At 45.1% G+C, this 13,365-nt stretch carries 14 protein-coding genes; 5 read left to right on the top strand and 9 right to left on the bottom strand.

Annotated features, from left to right (window positions below):
• The first annotated feature begins 1 nt into the window (after position 1).
• Genes AC1DOV_RS05920 through AC1DOV_RS05910 form a run of 3 tightly spaced genes read left to right on the top strand, consistent with a single transcriptional unit; the run spans position 2 to position 2,860 of the window.
• Positions 2-937: a 3-hydroxyacyl-CoA dehydrogenase family protein gene (locus AC1DOV_RS05920; RefSeq protein ID WP_477509626.1), complete on the top strand. Its 936-nt coding sequence runs from the start codon at positions 2-4 to the stop codon at positions 935-937.
• Entirely contained in the window at positions 938-2,158 is a 1,221-nt protein-coding gene (locus tag AC1DOV_RS05915; protein ID WP_477549423.1) for an acetate kinase, read from the top strand.
• Positions 2,159-2,179: 21 nt separating this feature from the next.
• Positions 2,180-2,860, top strand: coding sequence for a DnaD domain protein (locus AC1DOV_RS05910; RefSeq protein WP_477549422.1), 681 nt, complete (start codon positions 2,180-2,182; stop codon positions 2,858-2,860).
• A gap of 54 nt (positions 2,861-2,914) precedes the next feature.
• On the opposite strand, the gene AC1DOV_RS05905 is transcribed toward AC1DOV_RS05910, so the two are convergent.
• Positions 2,915-3,946 carry a MerR family transcriptional regulator gene (locus tag AC1DOV_RS05905; protein ID WP_477549599.1) on the bottom strand — a complete coding sequence of 344 codons (1,032 nt, stop codon included), beginning with the start codon at positions 3,944-3,946 and terminating at the stop codon, positions 2,915-2,917.
• A gap of 246 nt (positions 3,947-4,192) precedes the next feature.
• On the opposite strand from AC1DOV_RS05905, the gene AC1DOV_RS05900 reads away from it, so the two are divergent.
• Together AC1DOV_RS05900 and AC1DOV_RS05895 are read left to right on the top strand one after the other, a co-directional pair.
• Positions 4,193-4,837, top strand: a complete 645-nt coding sequence (locus tag AC1DOV_RS05900) for a Type 1 glutamine amidotransferase-like domain-containing protein (protein WP_477549421.1) — start codon at positions 4,193-4,195, stop codon at positions 4,835-4,837.
• A gap of 24 nt (positions 4,838-4,861) precedes the next feature.
• Positions 4,862-5,236 carry a helix-turn-helix domain-containing protein gene (locus AC1DOV_RS05895; protein WP_477549420.1) on the top strand — a complete coding sequence of 125 codons (375 nt, stop codon included), beginning with the start codon at positions 4,862-4,864 and terminating at the stop codon, positions 5,234-5,236.
• Positions 5,237-5,426: 190 nt separating this feature from the next.
• Here the strand turns inward: AC1DOV_RS05895 and mtnB are convergent, their stop codons facing one another.
• From mtnB to AC1DOV_RS05855, 8 genes are all read right to left on the bottom strand, one after another.
• Positions 5,427-6,080, bottom strand: a complete 654-nt coding sequence (gene mtnB / locus AC1DOV_RS05890; RefSeq protein WP_441875344.1) for a methylthioribulose 1-phosphate dehydratase — start codon at positions 6,078-6,080, stop codon at positions 5,427-5,429.
• On the bottom strand, positions 6,077-6,751 hold the full coding sequence (locus AC1DOV_RS05885) for a 2-hydroxy-3-keto-5-methylthiopentenyl-1-phosphate phosphatase (protein ID WP_441875581.1): 675 nt from the start codon (positions 6,749-6,751) through the stop codon (positions 6,077-6,079). The genes mtnB and AC1DOV_RS05885 overlap by 4 nt, the downstream gene beginning before the upstream one ends.
• A gap of 8 nt (positions 6,752-6,759) precedes the next feature.
• Positions 6,760-7,989 (bottom strand): 2,3-diketo-5-methylthiopentyl-1-phosphate enolase, encoded by a 1,230-nt coding sequence (locus AC1DOV_RS05880; RefSeq protein WP_477549419.1) that lies wholly within the window; start codon positions 7,987-7,989, stop codon positions 6,760-6,762.
• On the bottom strand, positions 7,986-8,855 hold the full coding sequence (gene proC, locus AC1DOV_RS05875; RefSeq protein ID WP_477549418.1) for a pyrroline-5-carboxylate reductase: 870 nt from the start codon (positions 8,853-8,855) through the stop codon (positions 7,986-7,988). The genes AC1DOV_RS05880 and proC overlap by 4 nt, the downstream gene beginning before the upstream one ends.
• Positions 8,856-8,902: 47 nt before the next feature.
• Complete coding sequence (locus AC1DOV_RS05870) at positions 8,903-10,153, bottom strand: glutamate-5-semialdehyde dehydrogenase (RefSeq protein WP_339202837.1); 1,251 nt, start codon at positions 10,151-10,153, stop codon at positions 8,903-8,905.
• A 16-nt stretch (positions 10,154-10,169) separates the two neighbouring features.
• Positions 10,170-11,276 carry a glutamate 5-kinase gene (gene proB, locus AC1DOV_RS05865; protein ID WP_441875353.1) on the bottom strand — a complete coding sequence of 369 codons (1,107 nt, stop codon included), beginning with the start codon at positions 11,274-11,276 and terminating at the stop codon, positions 10,170-10,172.
• A gap of 336 nt (positions 11,277-11,612) precedes the next feature.
• On the bottom strand, positions 11,613-12,803 hold the full coding sequence (locus tag AC1DOV_RS05860; protein ID WP_477549417.1) for an aminotransferase class I/II-fold pyridoxal phosphate-dependent enzyme: 1,191 nt from the start codon (positions 12,801-12,803) through the stop codon (positions 11,613-11,615).
• An 86-nt stretch (positions 12,804-12,889) separates the two neighbouring features.
• On the bottom strand, positions 12,890-13,354 hold the full coding sequence (locus AC1DOV_RS05855; protein WP_441875358.1) for a hypothetical protein: 465 nt from the start codon (positions 13,352-13,354) through the stop codon (positions 12,890-12,892).
• Positions 13,355-13,365 lie beyond the last annotated feature (11 nt).

Here is a 13,365-nt window from a genome sequence, read left to right as displayed (position 1 = left end):
TTTGCAGAGAAAACTTCTATTATGTTTTAAGAAGAATTCTCCCCACACTAAAGGAGCTAATACATTGCATATCAAAACAGTTGGAGTTGTAGGAGTAGGCACGATGGGTCAAGGGATCGCGGAAATGCTGGCCTCCAAAGGATTGGATGTTATCATTATCGAGCGTTCGGACGATCGCCTAGATTATGGTAAACAAATGATTGAAGTAAGCTTGGATAAACAAATCGAGAAGTGGGCGCTCACGAATTCCGAGAAGAAGCTGATTATGAATAGAATAGAGGCGACAACAAGCTACGAGAAGTTAGCGGATTGTGAGCTTGTTATTGAAACGATAACTGAAGATTTGGAATTGAAAAAAGCTGTATTTGAACAAATTGATCAAATTTGCGGTCCAAATGTTATTTTAGCGAGCAATACATCTACTCTAAGCTTAACTGAGCTAGCAAGCTTTACGAAGCAGCCGAGCCGCGTAATTGGCATGCATTTTATTTATCCAGTATCCAAGATTGATCTCGTGGAAATTGTTCGTGGTCTGAAGACGTCAGAGGAAACATTTATACGTACGAAACATTTTGTGGAAGAGGTTATTAACAAAAAAGGAGTTATGGTATTTGAATCTCCTGGTTTCGTAACTACACGACTCATTTGCTTATTTATTAACGAAGCCTTGCATGTACTCGAGGAAGGGGTCGCGTCGGCTGAGGATATTGACAGCGCTATGCGTATCGGCTATTCCTTCCAGCATGGACCTTTCGAGATGTGTGATCGTTTCGGTCTTGATTCCGTGTTGGCAGCCCTTGAGAGAATGTTCCGCGAGTATGGCGAGCTGAAATACCGTCCTTCGATCGTGCTGAAAAAAATGGTGCGCGCTGGACATCTCGGAGCCAAATCAGGAATCGGCTTCTTCAAATATGATACGGATGGGGATCGGATTTAAATGAAAGTACTCGTAATTAATGCAGGAAGTTCCTCTTTAAAATATCAGCTTTACAACATGCGTGACGAATCAGTTCTGGCAAGCGGACGCGTGGAACGGATCGGAATGGATTCTTCGATTGTTACTCATGAACCAGTTGACAAGCCCGAGGTTCGTAAAGTTAGTGAAATATTGGATCATGTTGCTGCTGTTAAGCAGGTTATCAATATGCTTACCAACCCGGAGTTCGGAGCGATCGCTAATCTGGACGAAATCGAAGCTGTAGGCCATCGTATCGTTCATGGCGGCGAGGCATTTAGCAGTTCAGTGCTTGTAACACAAGAGGTTAAGCTCGAGATTCGTCGATTGTTTGATTTGGCGCCGCTTCATAACCCAGCGCATATGATGGGTATTTTGGCGGTAGAAACAAATTTGCCTGATGTACCTCAAGCGGTAGTATTCGATACAGCATTCCATCAAAGCATGCCGAACACATCGTATTTATATCCAATTCCTACTGTGCTATACCGTCGTCACAAGGTTCGCAGATATGGTTTTCATGGCACGTCTCATTCCTATGTGAGCGCACATGCAGCCGAGTATTTGCAAAAACCATTGGAATCAATCAAAATGATTACTTGCCACATCGGAAACGGCGCAAGCTGTACAGCCATTTTGAACGGCAAGTCCTTTGATACAAGTATGGGAATGACTCCACTTGAAGGTCTTATGATGGGTACCCGGAGCGGAGATATTGATCCAGCGATCGTGCCATTTGTAATGAACAAAGAGGAATTGACTTTAAATGAAGTAAATTCTATGCTGAACAAACATAGCGGTATGCTGGCTATTTCCGGTATTAGCAGCGATATGCGCGAGGTAACAGAGGCGATGCTTGAAGGCGATAAAAACGCAAAGCTTGCTTTTGATATGTATGCTTACCGAGTTAGAAAATATATTGGCGCATATGCCGCGGCGATGAACGGTGTAGATACGATTGTGTTCACTGCTGGAGTAGGAGAAAATTCTGTCGCTCTACGCAAAGCGATATGCGAGGGCATTTCATTCTTGGGTATTGAGCTAGATGAAGAGCGCAACTCAGAGCGTCGCAAAGATATTCGTGAGATTACGACGGACAGCTCACGCATTAAAGTTTTAGTTGTTCCTACGAATGAGGAGCTCCTCATCGCAAGAGACACGTATAACTTAGTTAAGCAAAAGGATACGTCTGCACAGGCGTAGTCGTATAGGAGGCAGCTGGCAGTGAACAACGAGATATGGAAAGCTTACTCGCATGGTATGGCTGCTGCGTTGCAGGAAGGCGGCGTTTATGTGTCGGCGATGCTGCTGCGAACTTACCGCCAGCTGGAATTGTCGGATACAGAAGCGATGCTGCTCCTGCAAATCATGGTTTATATGGAAGCGGACATGAATGATTTCCCGACGCCAGAACAATTGGCTGAGCGGATGGGCCTGAGTGTTAGAGAAGTTGGACAATCCCTTGGCCGGCTGATGAAAGAAGATTTTCTTACAATTGACGAGTACGTTGACAGTTCTACGGGGATGCAGTCAGAGCGTTATAACTGGACAGGCTGGCTGCTTAAGGCAGCTGCGTTAACCGCGGAGCAGAAGCGTGAATCGCGGAAGGCAGAGCGTCAGCCATTCAAGCAGCAAGCGGCGCCATCATCGGACTTATTCAGTGTATTCGAGCAAGAGTTTGGACGCTTATTATCTCCGATAGAATGCGAGACGATTACAGGCTGGCTTGATCATGATCGATATACAGACGAAATTATTCGTTTTGCTCTTAAAGAAGCCGTCTTTGCGGGTAAGCTTAGCTTGCGTTATATTGATCGGATACTTATCGAGTGGAGCCGCAATCGAGTAACGAATGCAGACGAGGCTCGCGCACATGCGCAAAAATTTCGTGGAGGAAGAGGCTAAGCCATGCGGCTTAGCTCTTTTTTTTATGTAAAAGGGTCACATTATTATATATAGCTAAGGTTTGATCGCGTAGAGTAAACCAACATATGGGGTAAGCCGGTTGATGACAGTGGAATATCCACGTTTGTTGAACCAGTTCAGATGTTCGGATACAGAGGAAAGATGCCAGTTAGGCGGTATGGCAAGCTTTGTTTTTATCTCTTCAGAATGTATTTTATCATCGTCAACCACGTCCTCATCCATTAACCCCGTAATCACAAGCCGTCCCCCATTTATTAAAACGCGGTCCATTTCTTCTAGTGCCAGAAGCTGTTGTGAACGATTCAAGTGATGCATAGCAAAGCTGCAGCCTATAAAAGAATAACTGGATGGGGCGAGAGGCAGTGCGAGCAAATTGCCTTGTTTTGCATCAATGGCAGGGAGCCTTTCTCTTATGATCGAGAGCATTTCAGTCGATTGCTCGACAACCGTAAGCTTCGTGCCGGCCGCAGCTAGCATGCTGGAGAGATTGCCGCTGCCTGCTCCTATTTCTAAGCCAAGCTCATCAAACCGCGGATCAAGCCATTCAACGGTTCGCAGCAGTGCCATATTGTATTGCTCCTCCGAAAGAATACCGCTAAGTGTAATGATAGGTGCTTTATATCCGTGCTGAATCGCTATCTCATCGTAATTCCATTGATCGCTCCAAGAGGCTCGCGATAGCCGATTTTGTTTAATTTCTTCAGCGGCCAGCTCTGCATGTGTCAATTCAGCTGCTCCTTTTTTGTGCCATGCTGAAATCGTTTCATCAAGCGCTTGCAGCGCTTTTGTTGCTGTGATCCATTGCTCATACAGCAATGCACGAGTGCCATCCACACTTCGAATAAAAGCGTCCGGTTCATTGATCACGTTTAGAGCATCCTGTATTGCAGATACGGATAAGCCCAATTCTCTTAGCGATATGATCCAGCGGAGCCGAATGACGTCCTCAATGGAATAGTCGCGATATTTATTCTCTATTGCTTTATATGGATGAATTAGACCTTTTTCTTCATAAAAACGAAGTGTACGCGGCGTGACACCGAGTTGTTTTGCAGCTTCATGCACCTTCAATAGAGCCACCTCCTCTTGCCATTATGAACGTTTACGTTACGTTAAAGTCAATATAGTTGACTCCGTTTTTTATGTTAAATGAGGAATTTAACATGATGGTTATAGACAACAAATTGTTCCGAGTTTACTCATATAAGCAGATAAATATGGTAAAACATTTAAAAAATAGTTTATAGTTAGGTTACGATAAAAGTGATTCGACTAAATCCCGCTGAAGCATTAACTACAAGGAGGATATTTATGTCAGATAAACATTTATTTTTGTTTGGTGGTGGAGCGCCGTTCAATGAAAGCTTAGCAAAAAAATTTGGAGCTCTGGCATCAAAAGGGTTAAGCAAAGTAGTTATCTTATTTATTGAGCAAGAAGGTTGGCAAGAATACATGACGAAATATACCGATCAAATAGGTTTTCATGATATTGATCAGTTTGTGTATTTCACCTTGGATGCATCACCATCAACCGATTTATTGGAACAGCTTCAATCAGCTACAGGAGTGATTATAAGCGGTGGTGATACTGAGCTTTATCGAGATTATATCGTGGAAACAAAGCTCGGCACAATAATAAAAGCATTATACACAGAAGGCGTGCCAGTTGCAGGTTTTTCGGCTGGCGCCTTAATCAGTCCTAATGTATGTGTAATTCCACCCATCGACAACAGAGCGAATGAGCACCTTTTCCTCAAAGGTCTTGGATTAATAAATCATTGCGTCATTAGTGCACATTTTTCAAAATGGGATGAAGAAAAGAACTTATTGGCTGCACTTTCCAAAACCAACTTGTCAACGGGTTATGGGATAGATGATGCTTCTGGCATTTATTTTAAAAACGAACGGATATCAGAGACTGCGGGACAAGTTTATTTTTATTATGGAAAAGAGTGAGTGTGTTTACAACGAAGGAGGAAGATGGTTATTTCAAACGGTAAATCAATGATAGCAGCAAGCTTTATTCTCGGAGTATCTTTTATAGTGGGTTGTATGTTTATGGAGAAAAACGACGTGCCTAATAAAGAGCAGTCCGACGTTACGATAAGCGTGGAAAAACCTTTGCTAACGATAGAAGAGGCAGCAAATTATTTGCATTTATCGGAAAATGAAATTAAACAAATCATTCATACAGAGCAAATTCAGCTGACTACAGCAGGGTCCTTTTCTGGCGTTATGTTCCCCTACATAAAAGTTGGTGAGAAATTTTATATTAGCAAAAATGAGTTAATGGTTTGGATTAATGAAACGTCGAGAGAAAGGCGGGAGTATGCTGCTGGAACAGTTATCCAATAACAGTTGATCGGGAAGGGGAAGAGCGAAGATTACATATCATTCAGGAAGAGTTATCATTTTGATGGTCATGTTTTTAGATGGGTTATAATCTAGCTGGAAAATCTCCCGCTAATCAGCGCTTTGAAACATAAAAAGTGCTGAAGCGGGAGAAAGTCCTTCTAAAAAATGAAATGATCAAGCTGGAAAATGCTTAAGCTTTACCACGCTGCAGCAATTCCAAACGATATACATATTCAAAAATAAATTCAAATGCTTCAAGGTGGCGTTTTGCCTCAAATGCGTTTGCTCCCCAAGCGTAAATGCCATGCTTGCGCAGCACGATGCCAGGAATGTTTTTCACGATACGCTCCGTTATTTCCGGTACGATAGAAGGGATATGTGCGAAGTTCGAAACGATTGGAATATCAATGTGTGCTTCCTCGTCCCAAATGTTAAACCCTTTGATCAGTTCAACGCCATCTACCGGCACAGACTTGCGATCCCAGAAATACTCTGAGATTACGCTGTTAAATACGGTATGCACGTGGAAAATAGCGCCAGCCCCAGTTAATTTGTAAATTTCACAATGGATCAGTGTTTCAGCGGATGGTTTTAAGCGTGTTGTTTCGCATGGCTTGCCATCTTGATCAACAAATAAATAATCCTCTGGTGTATGAATCGTTTTGTCCTTACCGCTTGCCGTAATAGCGAATTGAAATTCGTCGGGGTTATAGTCGCCTACACGGATCGATAAATTGCCGCTGGTGCCAGGGAACCAGCCGCGTGAAGCGAACAGCTCCTTAACGTCGCGAAGATCAGATAAAGCGCGCTGCTTGTCTTCTAAAGCAATTTGCTCAAAACTCATTTTGTTGACTTCCTTTCAGCATTCATAGTGTTGATAATATCGTGGAATGTTTCGTATTCGTGATGTGGCAGTCCGAGCTCCTTGCATTTCACCGTAAGGTGGGAGCGGGAATAGACGATATCAGCAAGCTTAGCGCCTTCAAAGTCGGTTACGCTGTCGCCTATAATGATGCGCTCGTATTGCTCTTCAGGGAAACGACGCATAATGGTCGTTTTACACATGCCGCAGTTGTTGGTGCAATGAGCATCACACGGATTTGGCCACAAAATCTCAATTTGCTCATCGCTGAAATCACTGCCGTTGCAATAAATATGATCTTTTGGTATGTCGAAAGCTTCAAGAATAGGATAAACAAAAAAATCAATGCCGCCGCTAGTTACGTAAAAATCAATCTGCTGCTCTTTGCAATAGTTTAGAAATTCAGCGAAGCCTTCACGAATGCGTACATTGGAAATGCTGAAATCGATAACTTCTTTCTGCATAGAAGCAGGAAGGAGGCGGAACATTTGTCCAACGCCATCCATAATTGAAATCTCTTGCGCAATCGTTCGCTCTGCAATGTTTTCCCAGCCTGCTGGATTAAAATGTTTAATAATTGCGATAATGTTGTCATTAACGGTAATCGTTCCATCAAAATCACAAAACACGATGCGTTTCTTAGTTGTATTCATTTCAGTCATTATTCTTTGATCCCCCATGCTTCAATTGCTGCCAACAGCGCTTCATTGCCCGGTTGCTCAGCGGCATTGCGAAGAGGTACTCCATTTAATGTTGCAGTAATCGCTTGACGGAATGCTTGTCCGCCAGCTGCAGTTCCCATGGCATGACCATGAATACCGCCGCCAGCATTTACAACCACGTCGGTACCGAAATCTTTTAGAATGAGAGGTACTAGTCCAGGATGAATGCCCGCCGATGGTACAGGGAAGCTCGTCCTCAGCCCGTGAAGCGGCGCAAGCAAAGCTTCCTTAACTGCTAAATTCTCTTCCTTTGGCATAACAACCGAGCCGTAAGGTGAAGGGAAGAGCACAAGATCGGCACCTGCAAGACGCATTAACTTCCCAAGAAGAAGAGAAGCGCTAATGCCATAATGAGGCGATGGGTACATCGCTCCAGCCATTGCAGGGTGAGCTGCTATAGGGATATTAATGGATTTGTCACTGCTAAGCTCATGAAGCACATCATAGCCATAAGCAAGAACGTTAAATAAAAGCGCGTTGGCGCCGGCGTCAATCGCTTTTCGAGCATTCGCAGCAAGAGCTGAGGTAGGCCCTGTCAAGTTAACGGCGTAAAGCAGCTTTTGGCCGGTCTCTGCTTCAGCGCGACGCGCTGCATCCAAACAAGCTTCGACACGTTTCTCCAGAGGGGTAAGTGGATTCTCAAATAGGATTTCATCATCCTTGATTAAGTCCACACCGCCAAGCGCTTGCTTGTAGAACTGATCTTGAAGATTGGCTAGATCGTATCCGACAACGGATTTGAAAATACTCATTAGCAGCGGGCGATCATGTACGCCAAGCAAATCGCGAACACCGTTTAGTCCAAACTTAGGACCTGGGAAAGCAGATGCAAAATCTTCAGAAACGTCGAGATCCATAAGCTTGATTTTGCCGTCCATGGACAGCTTGCCGAATACAGTTACTAGCAAAGCAGGGAGGTCACGGCTGAAGTTGATGTCTGGATAAGCAATTCGCATGTCGGCATAGCGCTCACCGGGCAATGCATTTTCGGGCTCATGGACAGTAACGGACAATACTTTTCCAAGATGCTTTTCCATATTCGCCTTTTGCGCTTCAGGAAGCTCAGTCCAGCTGCCGACGGTTAAGCCAACAGCGATCGAAAGTGCCTTTTTATTGAAATCCGCTCGATCATCATAAGAACGATACGTTGCGATACAAACTCCAATCATTCGTTAATGCTCCTCTCGATAGCTTCTCCAAGCTCGCCTGCACGTTCTGCTGAGCGATGGATAGCTTTCTTGATTGTTTCTGAAAAATGATTTTCGGCCATCAGCTCAAGAGCTGCCTGCGTCGTCCCATTTGGCGATGTGACCTTGCGGCGCAGCTCTGCTGGCTCTTCGCCGGTATGACGAACCATTTCCGCTGCGCCAAGAACCGTCTGAACGACAAGCTCCTTTGCTGCTGTCTCCGAAAAGCCTAGTTGGATTGCGGTATCGATCATCGACTCCATAAAGTAATAGACATAAGCTGGGCCGCTGCCAGACACGCCTGTGACAGCTTGCTGGAGTGACTCGTCTACGATTGCATTAATGCCAACAGAGCTGAAAATCGCTTCTGTAAGTGCTTTTTGCGAAGTAGTCACAATATTTGAATAACTAATTCCAGTTGCTCCTAGACCAATTGTGCTGGATGTGTTCGGCATCGCACGTACGACGGAAGCCTGCCCACCAAGCAGCTGCTCGATTGCTTTGATCGATAACCCGGCAATGACCGATATAATAAGCTGTTTAGAGGAAATGAACGGCTTAATGGATGCGATCGCTTCAGCAGCATCCTTAGGTTTCATGGCTAGAAAAATAATGTCTGCCTCTTTTAAATAAGCTTCATTAGAGGAGCCTTGCACGATGGTTTGTATACCGTATAGCTCATTTAGCTCAGAGAGTCGATCTTTATTTTGTCGATTGAGCATTGAAATCTGATTAGGTGCAATGAGGTTTTTGTTAATTAGACCTCGCGCAATGGCTTCCGCCATCGATCCGGCACCATAGAAGCAAATTTGCTGACTGGCAATTGCTGTTTGTGTAAGCTGTGTCATGAAGTATTCCTCCGTTGTTCCATTGATATTGGACTGAATTCGTCCTGTTAGCCTCGTATTTGTCCAGTTCCATAAACAAGATATTTAGTAGACGTCAATGCAGGCAAACCCATTGGACCGCGTGCATGAAGCTTTTGTGTACTAATGCCGATTTCAGCTCCAAACCCGAATTCAAATCCGTCGGTAAAGCGAGTAGAGGCGTTATGATAAACGGCAGCCGCATCAACATCTTGAATAAATCGCTCAGCGTTTTCGGAGTTTTCGGTCACAATACATTCGGAATGTTTTGTACTGAAACGGCGGATATGCGCAAGCGCGGCGTCAAGATCTGAAACGACGCGGATATTCATAATATAATCATTGTATTCTGTACTATAGTCCTCATCAGTTGCCGGTTTAATGCCTGTGAGAAGGGAAGCCGTTCTTTCGCAGCCGCGGAGCTCAACGCCAGCTTGAACAAAACGATCAGCAAGTGCAGCCAAATGCTGCTCTGCAAAAGCTTCGTGAACGAGCAAGGTTTCCATGGAGTTGCAAACCGATGGCCGTTGTACTTTGGCGTTAAAGGCAATCTCGACAGCCATCGTATAGTCAGCGCTGGCATCTATGAAGGTATGGCAAATACCAGCTCCTGTTTCGATGACCGGTACAGTGGCATTTTCAACGACATTTCGAATAAGCGATGCGCCTCCACGAGGAATGACAACATCAAGCAAGCCATTAAGCTTCAGCATTTCGTTAACCGAGGCACGATCTGAATCCTCTATTAACTGAATGGCATCAGCTGGCATTGCCGTATCTGAAAGTGCATTTTTTAATACCTCTACGATTTTACGATTTGACTCGATAGCAGCTGATCCGCCGCGAAGCACGACGCAGTTGCCAGTTTTTAAACATAAGCCAGCCGCATCGACAGTAACATTGGGACGAGCTTCATAGATCATGCCAATGACGCCGATTGGAACTCTGATCTTATTTACTTTAAGTCCGTTAGGACGATCGAAATGCTCAAGCAGCTCACCAACAGGGTCCGGAAGCTCAACAATTTGTCTAAGTCCCTCAGCAATGGATGCTACACGATCTTTATTTAAAGCAAGGCGATCGAGCATGGAAGGGCTTGTGCCTTGCTCGCGACCTCGCTGCAGGTCAAGCTCATTTGCAGTAATAATTGCGTTAGTCTCGGCGATTAATGCATCAGCCATACGAGATAGAGCCGTATTTTTTTGTTCTGTGGACAAACGATTCATAATGGCAGTTGCATCTTGAGCTAAAGTTGCTTTTGTTCTCACTTCACTGATCATAGCGGAATCCCCCTTATTATTTTAATGTAATCCATTCGTCTCGATGAATAAATTCGATACGGGATACATCGACTCTACGTTTAACTTCTTCAGTAGTAAGGCCAGCCACAGCTTGAATTTGCCATGCTGCATAATTGACAACGCCTCTGCCAATGGTTTGGCCTTGTGGATTAATGACTTCGACGACATCTCCGGAATGGAAATCGCCTTGAATTTCTTTTACGCCGGCAGGGAGGAGGCTTTTGCCGCCTTCCAGCAAGGCTTGAACAGCGCCTTCATCTACAAAAACCTTGCCTAGCGGCATAGAGTGAAAGCCAAGCCATTGCTTCTTCATCGGAAGGCTATTCAGCTTCGTATCAAAATATGTACCGCGGCCATTGCCTTCCACAGCTAGCTTCAGATCGCCTTCTTGCTGCACCTTACCGATAAAAGCATGTACGCCGCCGCGCATGGCGATGCGTGCTGCTTCGATTTTGGAACGCATGCCGCCTGTTCCGACGGAAGAGCCAGCTCCGCCTGCGAGCTTCATAATATCTTCAGATATTTGATCGACGCGCTCGATCTTGACCGCTTGCGGATTTTTACGAGGGTCCTCTGTGTATAAGCCGTCCATATCGGTAATGATGATCAGCTGTGAAGCTTTCGTCATCGCAGCGACAAGCGCTGATAAGCTGTCGTTATCACCGAATTTAGGAACAAGCTCGTCGGTTGCCACCGTATCGTTTTCGTTAATAATCGGTATGATGCCAAGCCGCAGAAGCTCTTCGATTGTCATAAGTGCATTTTGAATGCGGCGGCGATTGGAGAAATCCGCACGCGTAAGCAAAATTTGTGCAGCTACTATGCCATAACCGTTGAAGGCTTCTTGATAGGCTTGCATAAGCAGTGCTTGCCCTACAGCAGCGGCTGCTTGTTTTTCATGAACGATTTTTGGCTTTGCAGCATAACCGATTTGACGAAAGCCAGCTGCAACAGCACCTGAAGTTACGAGCATCACGCCATTTCCTTTTTTATGCAAGGAAGCGAGCTCTGATGCGAAATATTGAATACGCTCGCGGTTTAGACCGCCTTCTTCCGAGGTAAGCGAGCTGCTGCCAATCTTTACGACAATACGTTCCGTCATCATTAATCCCATCCTATGCTTGTTTGGTGACAACAAAAAAGACTTTCGTCCATAAAGGACGAAAGTCTTTGCTTCCGCGGTACCACCTTTGTTGATAATCCTTAAATAGAATTATCCAGCTTAAGCCTATAACAGAAGGCGCTGTCCGGTTCATAGCCGGCCGCTCGGAGGTAGGTTCAGCAAGCGGCCTTCGGTAAATTCTTGCAGCCCATGGAATTTACTCTCTGATCGCGACCCATCTTGCTTAATTGTCCCGTCATCACGTTTCATGTTCAATTCCTACAAGCATATCACGATCCCATGCTGCTGTAAAGCAAGGTAAATGGCGGATATATTCTAAAATAAATTTAGTTTTCCAATCCGTTCAATCGCTTCTTGCAGGCGTTCTTCACTTGTAAGAAGACCAAGCCGAACAAAGCCTTCACCATGGGTACCAAACCCAACGCCTGGAGCGACAACAACATCAGCCTCATAAAGCAGAAGGTCCGCAAAAGATTCAGATGTATAGCCTTCAGGTACAGGCAGCCAGCAGAAAAAAGATCCTCCTGGTCGAGCGGCTTTCCAACCAATTCGGTCAAGGGCAGTAAACAGGGCATTGCGACGGCTTTCGTACATTGCTGTAAGTTCAGCGACACATTGCTGTGGCCCCGTCAGTGCAAGTGCGGCTGCTTCCTGAATGCCACCGAATAGGCTGCAATAATAATGATCTTGGATTAAATTGATTAGCTTGACGATTTGAGCATTTCCGATCGCAAAGCCAACACGCCAGCCAGCCATGTTATAAGTTTTGGATAGGGTATAAAACTCAACGCCTACTTCTTTCGCGCCTGGCGTCTGCAAGAAGCTGATCGGTTGATTATCATCGAAGCCAATTGCGCCATAGGCGAAATCACTTGCAACAACGATACCGTGCTTTTTTGCGTATTCCACCGTTTGTGCATAAAATTCCGCATTAGCAACAGCACCTGTTGGATTGTTCGGATAATTCATGAACATTAGCTTTGCGCGCTCGGCTATTTCTGGACTTATGGCGTTATAGTCTGGCAAATAGCTGTTTTGTTCTGTTAATGGCATAAATGACATCTCGGCACCTGCAAGCGCCACCCCAGACCAATAGTCAGGATAACCAGGGTCCGGCACGAGACAGACATCGCCGGGATTAAGCAGGCATTGGCTAATTTCGACAAGGCCAGTTTTTCCTCCGAAGAGGATAGCGACTTCAGTTGTGGGATCTATATCTACGTTATAATCCTCTTTGTACCGCTTCGCCACGGCTTCCTTTAGAAAAGGGTAGCCGCTAAAGGGTGGATATTTATGGTACAACGGATTAGCGGCAGCTTCCTGTAGCTTCGCAACAATATGGGGAGGAGTCGGTTGATCCGGATTGCCTTGTCCCAAATTGATGACATCGCGTCCTTTGGCCGTTTGAGCATTTGCTTTGGCGACCAGCTTGGCAAAAAATTGCGTCGGAAGTACATTCATCCGTTCCGCAGGTTGAATAAGGTGTTGACCGATTTGTGTTTCCATACCTCACACTCCACATGACAAAATCGCTATCTATTTAGGCAATAGCTTTAATGTAGCATGAATAGCGGGAGATGAGAAGCGGCTGGTTATGCAGCCGGAATGCCTACCCTGTCAATAAAGGGTTTAATATCGGCTTTGAACAGGAATAAAAAAGGTCTGCGCTTCTCATCAAACACGAGCAAGAGAGGAGGCTTTTCCTTACAATAAAAGAGAAAAAGATCATCGGATGAAACGGAAACGTCATTTGCTTTGATGGTAACGGCCTTCTCAAGAGGAACACGATACACATAGCTGCAGCTTGAATCATTTGTCATTTGTGGAGCAAGACCAGTGATGGAACCAACCCATGAAGAAGCCATCTCTTGATATTTGGCGTCATTTGGGATTGTCTTTGTTACTTTACCGGCGGCTACATCGAATACTTGAACTGGCTTAAGCCCTGTTTCTGGGTTAGGAGCGCCGCTAAGTGCTTGATGAGCAGAAGCGAAGTTGGCAAACAGGAAAATCGAGCAGCAAGCAAGAAGCATTGCAGCTATTCGTTTTGGAAGCATAACAGACATTC

Source organism: Paenibacillus sp. 01T47 (genome assembly GCF_056398245.1).
This window is presented reverse-complemented; position numbering and strand designations above follow the sequence as displayed.

Bases quoted from the DNA above. Each gene is read 5' to 3' on its own strand.
- AC1DOV_RS05915 (WP_477549423.1), top strand. From the start codon at position 938: ATGAAAGTACTCGTAATTAATGCAGGAAGTTCCTCTTTAAAATATCAG.
- AC1DOV_RS05900 (WP_477549421.1), top strand. From the start codon at position 4,193: ATGTCAGATAAACATTTATTTTTGTTTGGTGGTGGAGCGCCGTTCAAT.
- AC1DOV_RS05895 (WP_477549420.1), top strand. From the start codon at position 4,862: ATGGTTATTTCAAACGGTAAATCAATGATAGCAGCAAGCTTTATTCTC.
- mtnB (WP_441875344.1), bottom strand. From the start codon at position 6,080: ATGAGTTTTGAGCAAATTGCTTTAGAAGACAAGCAGCGCGCTTTATCT.
- AC1DOV_RS05885 (WP_441875581.1), bottom strand. From the start codon at position 6,751: ATGAATACAACTAAGAAACGCATCGTGTTTTGTGATTTTGATGGAACG.
- AC1DOV_RS05880 (WP_477549419.1), bottom strand. From the start codon at position 7,989: ATGATTGGAGTTTGTATCGCAACGTATCGTTCTTATGATGATCGAGCG.
- proC (WP_477549418.1), bottom strand. From the start codon at position 8,855: ATGACACAGCTTACACAAACAGCAATTGCCAGTCAGCAAATTTGCTTC.
- AC1DOV_RS05870 (WP_339202837.1), bottom strand. From the start codon at position 10,153: ATGATCAGTGAAGTGAGAACAAAAGCAACTTTAGCTCAAGATGCAACT.
- proB (WP_441875353.1), bottom strand. From the start codon at position 11,276: ATGACGGAACGTATTGTCGTAAAGATTGGCAGCAGCTCGCTTACCTCG.
- AC1DOV_RS05860 (WP_477549417.1), bottom strand. From the start codon at position 12,803: ATGGAAACACAAATCGGTCAACACCTTATTCAACCTGCGGAACGGATG.
- AC1DOV_RS05855 (WP_441875358.1), bottom strand. From the start codon at position 13,354: ATGCTTCCAAAACGAATAGCTGCAATGCTTCTTGCTTGCTGCTCGATT.